We start from the raw sequence: 9506 nt of genomic DNA, 5'->3' as shown, positions 1-9506 counted from the left end.
ACTGCGTTCTAAATAACCGCGAGCATGATAGTGATGGCGCGTAATGCGTTCATCGGTTTGATTAACCGTATCAGGATGACGGCAATAATTAATTTCACGAATTGCTGATCCACGATTATCATGAACTACCACCGAGGGTGTTCGTATATATAATTGTTGATTTGACATAGTGTTATAATTCCTTAATTGATTTTCTTTTATGATCCAATTCATTGCTATTACGCTGATTTTTTAAGGCTAATATTTCGGCAACGGCTTTTTTATCGGTATTACATTTTTCTAATACCAACATTAAACGTGCCACATAATCAGGATAATCCCCCCATACTTGCACATTAAAAAACGGTGCTGAACAAGGCTGTAGTAAGTGTATTGGTACAAATTTTTCAGGTGCTTTAACGGCGGTTAAGGGTGCTTTGCTGCAACTGGATAACAGCGTCAGGCACAGACTCATTAGCACAAGGCGTTTGAGCCAGAAGTTGCCGTAACTCTTGGCGTATTGCATGATTTTCTTCCTCTAAATAGTGTTGCTCCTCTTGTTGATGTGTGAGCGTTTCAGCGATTTTTTCCGCTTGTTCGTGCCATTGCATTAATTGTGATTGCAATGTACGTTGTTGATATTCAAGCTGGCTATTTTGTTCTGATAATCGATTAATTTGGTTATGTTGATAGCGGATCACCAGAAGCGTGGTCAGAATAACTAACAACACGCCTCCTTTTGATCCCCAGCGTAAAAGCCAGGTTATACTCATGAATATACCTCTCTAGACAGCTCATAATGGGGGCCATCACGAAACGAAACCCAATCACCGCCCCAATTCATTGAAACACCCAATTGATGAGCCGCTTGTTTCATTGCTTTTGATATAGATTCAAACGCAGACCAATCTTGCCAAGGGATCGCGCCATTCACTAAAGGTACAATATCTACAGCATGACCTGTTAAATGACGACTATTGAGGGTTTTGCTTTTACCTTCCTTCATTAGCTCTTTTTGACGCGCGAATGAACGTAGCCCTTCGATGACGACAAAATCATATTCACTCAATGTCAGCGCCTGATGAACCACTTGTACCAAGTCTTGATGCACACCTTTTAAGTTGTTTTGACTACGTTGACTTAATGTATACATCTTCATTTAGGCTCCCTAAGATTGTTCACACCAAAAATACGATTCCATAGCCAAATCAACGTGGTACTCCCCATTGAGCCAAAAAGCCCCGCAATCATGTAAGACATATAACGGCTTGCCCCACTTTCAAAGCTCAATAATCCACCGAGTAATCCTGTGAATACTGAAATCACGATCTGACTACCAATGCCACACCAAGACCACTTAATTTGTTTTTGCCTAATTTCCATTAAATACCTCACGATACCTCCCCAGGCTGAAAATCCACCGATAATCATCCAAGCCAGCGCATCGCTTTCAGATGGGATTGCTACCAGCATAATAAAATTCCTAAATAGAGCGGATTAAACGATGCTTCCTATTAATCCGCATAAAAAACCACCTACACTAGGGTGTCATTTTCATCTTCCTGAGCCATAAACCACGGTGTGACTATCGTATTGCGTTGATAGTGGTTTGCCGTATTCACTCGATATAAACGACCTAATGCATCGTAATAATGAGTATCCGCAAAACGATTAGGCTGAGATGAACTTTCCGAAACATAACGCCAGTCATTCAGAAAATAAGGCTGATAAACGCGCTTTACATTCCCTTTGTTGTCATATTCGGTTTCACCTGAAATTGCCCAACGTGTTGTGGTCCTTTTTTGCTGTGCTTGTTGTACACTGCCCACCACTAACGCCCCTTTTTCACTGCGTAAAAAGGCCTCACCAGCTTCCACTCTGACAGAAGTTTGCAATAGGCGTCCAAGACCATCGCTAAAGGCGATTTGTTGGCGAATTTGCTGTTGTGGATCACGGTCATAACGGTCTGTCATAATTTGCAATGCATGAGGCGGTAATTTTGCTGATGTCTGCATCCAACTGTCTGTGACATACACAAAACCCGTTGCAATAGGTAACGTTGATGTCAACGCTAAAGCCCCATCGATGGTTGTCGGCATAGTAAACGCTTTATCGCTATAACCGCTCTGCTCACCGTTTTCCGTTCCTGAAAAACGCGTCGTTGTCACACGACCTAAACCATCAAACGTCACTTGATGAATATTATGGTTGGCATCAGTAATTGAATTAGGCGATAAAAAACGCCAATCGTAAGTAAGATGAAAATCTTGCATATTTAAGGGGGATTTTTTACCCATTAATACGCAGAATTGCTTATCCCAGAGCAAGGTGTAATCACAAGAAAGTGCCGTTTTTTTATAAACAAGAGGTCGATAAAACTGCGCCAATGAACCATAGGTTTTGATACCTAATAACGGTTTCACCCATAGCGTTTTGCCTTTTTCTGACTCATCAGCAAATAAATATGCTTTTTGCTGATAACCGGCATTTTTCATGACTTCATCCAGTTTTAAAGTGGGATAAGGCTGTGAAATCGCGTTTGCTGTTTCTTCATCTAATTCCGCCGTTTCACTAGAGGCTAAACGCACAGGAAAATCAGGCTCTAGTAATGTGGCACTTCCATTAACATCCATATAAGCAAGCTGTTGTTGCCCAACAAATACTGACTTTTGTGTAAGTAAATTATTGCTGGCTAATAGTGCTTCGACATTTAAACCATCTTTAGGCTGCTGCTCTGCTCCATATGTCCAAATATCTTGACGACTTGTTGCGATAACACTTAGCTGATAAATCTGTCTTTCTGAATGATTAATATGATGACAAGTTTGACGTGATAAACTTAAACGCAGTGTATGTTGTTGCGCATCATAACTGGACGCCCATAACGTCTCGGGTAGGCTTTCATAATGCTGATAAGGGTTTTTCGCCCCTTTAGGACGTCTTGGATAATCAATCGAAACGGCTTTAGACACAAATCCATAACCGTCTTGCTCTAAGATAATGTGTTGATGACAAATGGGATCAGACGCAATACGCTCATAATGATAATCACGACTTTCCACTATCGAAGGCATCACCACGGGTGAACGTCCTTGCGATTCAATTAAACGCACTTGCGGGCGTTGTTCCGTAACGGCATAAGGCACATCGGATACAACCGTATTGTCTAATCCATAGACCTCTTTTCTGAACAATTGACCTTGCAACCCACGCTCAAGCCAATAATTTTGTTGTTGACATAAATCGCTATCGCACGCTTTTTCTGCACGCCCTTCACCTTGCGTAAATCGAGGAGAAAAAATGTGGAAATGCCGCGTTATCACCTAGCCAAAATTCATCAGCAAATTTGGCATCAACAGACGGTTTCCCAGTAAAAAACCACTGACGCGTTAATGCATTTGGGGTTTTATCCGTGCTGTTTTCTTCGCTTTTAAATGACTCCGCATTAGTGGCTTCAACACAACCAAAACCACGAAACTCTTTCTCTTTACCATCCCACACACCGTGGCGGTAATTTAGAGTCTGTGTGAAGCGACTTTGGGTAATTTCATCAATGGTTTCGGTTTTCCAAAGTGTATGCAGCGGAAAAGGTAAATAGCTAACTGCTTTTTCTTTGCGCTGTTGCTGACGAGCTAATTTTTCATCTAACCAATATTGCGCTGAACTACGGTAATGCAGATTTTGAATAAGCCCCATATTGTTATTAATAGACATTAATAACCACGGCTTTTTGTTTTGTAACGAAAGCACCCAATGTTGCGGTGTTGGATAAGCTTTTGTCAGTAAAATACTGGCAACACCAAGGCCTTGAACATCCGCCACTTGAAGTAGACAATGATTATCAAAACGCACATCTTTAGGTAATGCGATATCATCACCACGCACAAATTGATTACCACTTTGGTTAAAATACACCTCTAAATGGGTCGATTGTGCGTAAATAATATCGGTCGTACCGCTACCATCTAAGTCTGCTAAATAGAGTTGATTAGGGTTGAATTTAAGACGATCAGCAGAAAACCCTGGAATGGTCATCGGTAAGCTAAACTGCCCCTCACCTAAATGTACCCAACAGGTCACACCTTGATAATCTACTTTAATCAGATGTTGCTGCCCTGAACCTAATACATCACTAAATGCGACTAAGGTACGTCGATTAATATTCTTAATCGGCAACGTTACGCCATCAGCCTGCATGATATCTTTGCTTTTTTTCCAGCCTTGCGCTGAACCGGCATAAAGGCGAATACTACGAGGACCAATTAAGGCTAAATCAGCAAAACCGCTGCCTGTTAATGAAGTCAGTTCAGCTCTATGATGAAAATACTCCACAGGAATGGCATCAAGTGGCACAAAATTCAGCCAATTCTCTGCGTTTTCTTCATCTTGCGTGTAATAGCCATTCACATTACCTTGTGTGACTAACCACTCCAGCTTTCCATCACCCGTCACGTCGGTCAACATAGCTGAATTTCGCAAGGAGGGAATAACAGGAAGCTTTTTCGCTTTATCCCATGTTACGGCATTCGGATTTTGTTTCTCTTCTTTTCTAACGGGTGCGCGATACCACCAAGCACCTCTGTCTTGATACAATACGCCCGCCAATCCTTCACCGAATAAATCAACATATTGATAAGGTTGTTGTGGTGTAAAAGAAGCAAGCTCATCCAATGATTGCCACTGTGCTTGTTTCATTGTACCGACTTTTTGCCAATCAAATTTAATGGGGGGTAATGTCACTAACGATTGAGTGTCTTTATTGTCATTAAACGCGGATTGTTGTGCTGAAACCAACATGCTACCAGCTGTTGATTCATCGTAGGTCAGCGTTAATCTTGAAATTAATTCTGGCGTTTCAGCTTTGGCACTTTGCTGCGCTAAGCTTTCTAAACGGTGATACATCAGCACTTGGCGACATAAACGACGAGTACGCAGTTCAAAACCGTAATTAAATTGAGAAAAACAGTCTTTACGCACTGCCCACGATGAACCACTTTGCCATTGCGGATACGTTGCTAATGCACTATCACGCTCACCGTAATCAAAGACCAAGGTAAACAGAGCGTTATTGGGTAATGTGTTATCAGTTTTAGTACATGAAAAGGCTCTTTCACCAATAGGGTTACCGTAATACACCTTCTCTAAATAACGCTGTGTATTGGCATTTTTATGGGCTTGAATTTCTTGCTTATCACAACCTTGCTCATCTTCCGCACGGTAGTGATATTCAATTTGTTCACCCGTCGCTGAAATAGACGCATTGAGGTTCCATTGCGCAATATGTGCGCTGTTTTGGCTATCCACGATCTGTGCGGTGGTTTCATAACCGAACAAATGAACCTCACCATTTGCACTCAACATCACCCAAAACTGTTTAGGCGCATTAGTTGGTGTATTAGCATCATTTAATGACCAACACTCAAAACGGCTAAAGCTTTTTTCAATACGTGAACGATATGTTGTCACTTGATATTGATGAGCAAGTTTTACGCCTAGTAACTCGTTACGTTGTGCTGTTTCAATTTCACCTTTCTTATTGATAATCGGTACAATCACTTCACCTTCAGGCCCAACAAACTCATCTTGTTGGGTATACGAAGGGATACCTTTTGAAGTACGACGACGAATTGACATCACCCCCACAGACCAACCAAAACCAAAAGCGCCATTACCTGATTGATTGTGATAAGCCAATCCTAACGCAGGTGCATAACCACGACCTTGGCTAATAGGTAACGGTAAACTAAAAGTGGCTGCGCCATCAGGGCCAATTGCGCCCATATTGCCGGTTAGCCCTGTGACAGCACCGCCTCCTTTCGGTAAATTAGGTGCATCAAAGGTCAATTTCTCTGAATTTTGCATGTAGAACTCCTGACAGGCTCCCTCAGGAGCCTGTAATTAATTAATTAAGATTTAGATAATTAACGAATGGTGTAATTAATATGAAGAATGATGTCGTTCAGTGTCAGTAACATCTCTTTTTGCTTATCTGTCGCATCAGGGAAGCTTAAAGTCAGTGTACTGGTGTCATTCACGGGTAAACCTTCAAATGGCAGATAACGATCATCATTGAAATTCAGTTGGAACTGCCCACTGTCATTCATGCCATGAGAAATCGCAATTGCATTACAGCCTCGTGGTTTCACCGCACTACCGCCATAATTCAACACCGCTCTAATATTCTGATAAGTGCCTGTTAACGCAGGTAATGTCACACTAATTTGTTTAACACGACGTAATTTGCCTAGATCCTCAGGATAATCTTTGTCAATGGCTAAATCAGAGAGCTTAATCGACGCTTGTAATTGACCATTTTTCAGCGTAATACCATTTTCTGCTGTACCTAACTGTGTTTTAGATTGATTAATCACATCTGTTACTTGCTCAAAACCAAACGAGTTAGTGCTTAGCCCTTGATATACATCGCTCAATGAAACAATTTTGGTAATTTCTAATGCGCGTTTATCTTTTTCAAGGTAACTGTTTTCCATTTCAGTCAGGTTATGCATTAGACTTTCACCTGCCATCAAACCAGAGTAGTTACCCTGCCATGCACCTGGGCGAATAAAGGTTTGAGTTTCACCTAAATCATACTGATACGCCAATTCCGCCATACGACAACGTGATACAGTTAAGTCATAGAAGGGTTTATAAATTGCCATTAATTTACCGCGTAACCAGTTATACAGGGCTTTATTGGTAAATTTATTTTGTAAAAAAGTTAAGTGCTCTTGTATTTGTTGCTGTTGCAATTTCAAGCTATCTAACTGCAAATTCGCGGCTTTTTTACGTACTTTTAAGGCTTCAAGTTGTGCATCAATTTGTATCAACTCAGCTTTTGCATTATCACGAAATACTCCCCATTCTTCGCGACGACGACGATAAAACTCTGATTGATTTAATCTATCTGCAGAAATCCGGGTTGCAGCACCTGACAGTTGCAAACCAATGGATGTAGCATTAAAGATAGCGCCTAGTCGTGAACCACCGAGAGCCATACCATAAATATTTGGTACAAGATCAGCAGCGGCACCTGCCATATTGAGCCCTTGACTGGCGGTATTGAACACACTCGATGCCAGATAGAGATCCATCGCTTGTTGTTCTGAGGTACTGATATTTTCATCATACAATTTGCTGTAATGTCTAGCGCGGTTTTGTGCCCCAACACGTAACGCTTCTAACGATTTCTTGTTATGAGCAAACTCCTCAATACTCTTCATTTGATACTTCATATTTTGCAGAATAATTTCACTACCTTGCGTAGTCAGTAATTCTGATAATGCTTGTGCATCTTGACGTTCTATAATACTAGACAGTGAGCTACCAAACTGCATCAACTGATTTACTACCGATTTTGCACTGTTTAACATCACAGGGAAGCGCTGTGTTGGCATCACAGCATTTGGTAATGAACCATTCTCTTGTGACTGGTTCACTGCTATATTTTGCAACATTTTAGGATCTACTGGCGTTGCATACATTGGTAACGACAGTGGTTGCCCATCAATCGATAAATTGTGACGTAAATTAAACAAACGCATTTTTAACGTATCGCGATACTGCGCTAACTTCTCATTAATTTGTGGTAAAAAAAGCGAGGTTAAGGTATTTGCTGTACGTAATAATGTTGCTTCTTTTTTCTCGTCACTAACAGAAGACGTTGATTGGTTAGTTTTGGTTGCAGCATCAATTAATGCTGGTGCTGACCACACATCGTTCTCTAATAGTTCTGTTTCATTTCCTAATAATTTCAGCGCTTGTACATACCACATTTTAGCTTCATTTAATGTATCACGCTCAAGTAGACGATAAGCACTGTCGCCTCGTGCCACAAGAATATCAAGGCACTTCATAAACGTAGCCAACTTATAGTGCATTGGATCAGCTTGTGCCACCGCATCAGGATCGGTTGAATCCAGTTGATCATTATCCCAAGCTGTATCTGCTAATAATGGCTGTGAATTCCAAACACGATGAGTGTGAGTATTGCTATCAATATAACCATTTGGGCTAAACACATAACGTAACCAACGACTTGCTTCATCGTAATTTTGCCCTTCTAACATCACATTTGCTAACATCATCGGGGTGTAATAGAACAATTCCCAAAAGTAGAGGGCATTAGCGCCATTAAAATCCATCGGTACATCAGCGCCTTTTTCCAAAGCGGGTTCAGGCAGTCTCTGAGAACTTAGCGTTAAAATAGCATCAATTCCGTTATTCGCACGTTTGACTAATTGACGTGCAAATAATGTATTTAAACGTACTAATAAAGGTTCATTTGCCACAGTCATTGAAATATATTGAGCCTGCTTTTGATTTGTTTTTAAGCTAATAATACTCTCACTTATATGTTCTAATTCACTGACTTTAAAGTAACATAAGCTTTCAGAAATAATTTTTTGTGCCTTATTAACCGCTGTCACATTCGCAGTTAATATAAACTCACCATTGTCATTAAATTCACTCTGAGGCACATCAAGCTTAAGCTCTTTATTTTTACTATTGAAGCTATTAGTACCTTCAATTAAAGACGTATTAGCGTTAGACCATTGTTCAAGAGAATAAGTGACTTTATTATTCTGACTAGAAGATAAAGTTATCTGAATGTCATTAACCATTTCGTCATCACGATAGATAACTTTATTTAAATCACCAATAGCTACTGGATAAGAAATTCCTTTCCCATATGCTCCCATAAGCAATTGACTCGTTGTTTTTCCTGAAATATGAAAAAGAAATCTTGGTGCTTCTTTATTTAGAAAATGTTGTTAACGAGAAATTGCCTAATTCATTAGAAAGCGTAAAAGAAATTTTTGTTTTTTGATGTATATTTTAATAAACCATTTGACTGTTTAGTGAAAAAAGCCAGCTCTACGCTATAATCTTCTCCATTATTAATATCTGAACCTTTAATTACCGCGCCTTTGGTATTGTCATAAATAAAGAAGTAAATTATATTTTTTATAACATCAAAGCCTAAATAATAACTACAATCAGTTTTTTCATTAAAAGATAAAGTTGTCAATTTACCAACACTACCTGAAGTATAAACAATGTCCTCTAATATAGAGCCACTCTTTAATAAACCTTTAAAGATATCTTTAATAGGTGCAGGAGCTAGATGTCCATAATTAACATCACAGTTAACAAAAGCAGAAAGGTAACAAGATAATGTTTTATTTTTCGATTCGACACTGACACCATTAATTAAACTTCCTGAAAGAGAGACATTTTGAGAGTCTATTGTTTTTATATCATCAATAGGATCATGAGATATTGAGTAAGCTAATTTACCTCTTAATAAAAATTTATTATTAATATTTTTAGTGAATTTATCACTACTTACATCAAATTCAGACTTGACATTAATATAAATATTTTTTTCCTGAATCTATATATCCTATAGAATTACTATACTTATATTTATACCTTTCAGTTATTAATAACATCCGTACTTGTTAAATCGAGATAGCCAAACCATTTTTCATATGGAAAATTCTCTAATTCGGGATAATAGGTGT

At 39.4% G+C, this 9506-nt stretch carries 8 protein-coding genes; all 8 read right to left on the bottom strand.

Annotated features, from left to right (window positions below; all coding sequences use genetic code 11):
* Window positions 1–172: 172 nt before the first annotated feature.
* Window positions 173–454 carry an Rz1-like lysis system protein LysC gene (gene lysC, locus BHE89_RS27285; protein ID WP_128860298.1) on the bottom strand — a complete coding sequence of 94 codons (282 nt, stop codon included), beginning with the start codon at window positions 452–454 and terminating at the stop codon, window positions 173–175.
* A complete protein-coding gene (locus BHE89_RS03265; protein WP_069366921.1) occupies window positions 396–752 on the bottom strand; it encodes a DUF2570 domain-containing protein in 357 nt (118 codons plus the stop codon). Before BHE89_RS03265 ends, lysC begins: the two co-directional genes overlap by 59 nt.
* Window positions 749–1138, bottom strand: a complete 390-nt coding sequence (locus BHE89_RS03260; protein ID WP_069366922.1) for a M15 family metallopeptidase — start codon at window positions 1136–1138, stop codon at window positions 749–751. Before BHE89_RS03260 ends, BHE89_RS03265 begins: the two co-directional genes overlap by 4 nt.
* On the bottom strand, window positions 1135–1452 hold the full coding sequence (locus tag BHE89_RS03255; protein ID WP_069366923.1) for a phage holin family protein: 318 nt from the start codon (window positions 1450–1452) through the stop codon (window positions 1135–1137). Before BHE89_RS03255 ends, BHE89_RS03260 begins: the two co-directional genes overlap by 4 nt.
* 62 nt (window positions 1453–1514) lie before the next feature.
* Window positions 1515–3302: a toxin TcdB middle/C-terminal domain-containing protein gene (locus tag BHE89_RS03250; RefSeq protein ID WP_128860297.1), complete on the bottom strand. Its 1788-nt coding sequence runs from the start codon at window positions 3300–3302 to the stop codon at window positions 1515–1517.
* On the bottom strand, window positions 3253–5841 hold the full coding sequence (locus BHE89_RS03245; RefSeq protein ID WP_128860296.1) for a SpvB/TcaC N-terminal domain-containing protein: 2589 nt from the start codon (window positions 5839–5841) through the stop codon (window positions 3253–3255). The genes BHE89_RS03250 and BHE89_RS03245 overlap by 50 nt, the downstream gene beginning before the upstream one ends.
* A gap of 59 nt (window positions 5842–5900) precedes the next feature.
* Window positions 5901–8681, bottom strand: a complete 2781-nt coding sequence (locus BHE89_RS03240; RefSeq protein WP_128860295.1) for a Tc toxin subunit A-related protein — start codon at window positions 8679–8681, stop codon at window positions 5901–5903.
* 95 nt (window positions 8682–8776) lie between these two features.
* The gene (locus BHE89_RS03235; protein WP_128860294.1) at window positions 8777–9010 is read right to left on the bottom strand and encodes a hypothetical protein; all 234 of its coding nucleotides are present in this window, start codon (window positions 9008–9010) and stop codon (window positions 8777–8779) included.
* Window positions 9011–9506 lie beyond the last annotated feature (496 nt).

Origin of the sequence: Shigella sp. FC1967 (assembly GCF_001743005.1) — a bacterium.
Classification (GTDB): domain Bacteria; phylum Pseudomonadota; class Gammaproteobacteria; order Enterobacterales; family Enterobacteriaceae; genus Proteus.
The sequence above is the reverse complement of the archived record's forward strand: the minus strand, read 5'-3'. Positions and strand labels throughout refer to the sequence as shown.